Below are 431 nucleotides of genomic sequence, written 5' to 3' on the forward strand. Positions count from 1 at the left end.
GCAAGCAGCGAGCTATGAAACCAACACGCCACCAGAAGAATGAGCAGCGCAATTGAGTCAACCGTGCACTCAACGATCTTGGAGGACGCGATCTCTTGCACCTCGTGCACGGAACTCAGTCGGGATATAACATCAGCGGGATGCCTACGCAGGAAGTACGCTGGAGGAAGACTCAGGATCTTCCCGAAGACTTTCGTCGAAAGCGCACCGATGATGTTAGCTCCGAGCTTCACGGTCAGCATGGAACGGGACGCCACTGCCAAGACCCTGGCAGCGGCGATGGCGACGAAGATCACCAATAGGCGCTCTGGATTGAAGGCCGCATCAGCAATCTGCAGGCCATCGATGATGGTCTGGAGATAGAGGGGCGATACAACCAAGAGGATCTCTGCCGCAATGGCCAGCAGCACTATTGGAAGATACCTGTGCTT

Annotated in this window: 1 protein-coding gene; it reads right to left on the reverse strand. The window is 55.5% G+C overall.

Features of this window, described 5'->3' with window-relative positions:
* The coding region (locus VG556_RS22570; protein WP_423180075.1) for an ABC transporter transmembrane domain-containing protein at positions 1–410 on the reverse strand (410 nt) is incomplete at its 3' end.
* Positions 411–431: the final 21 nt, after the last annotated feature.

Origin of the sequence: Stenotrophomonas sp. CASM106 (genome assembly GCF_049384825.1) — a bacterium.
GTDB lineage: Bacteria > Pseudomonadota > Gammaproteobacteria > Xanthomonadales > Xanthomonadaceae > Stenotrophomonas > Stenotrophomonas muris.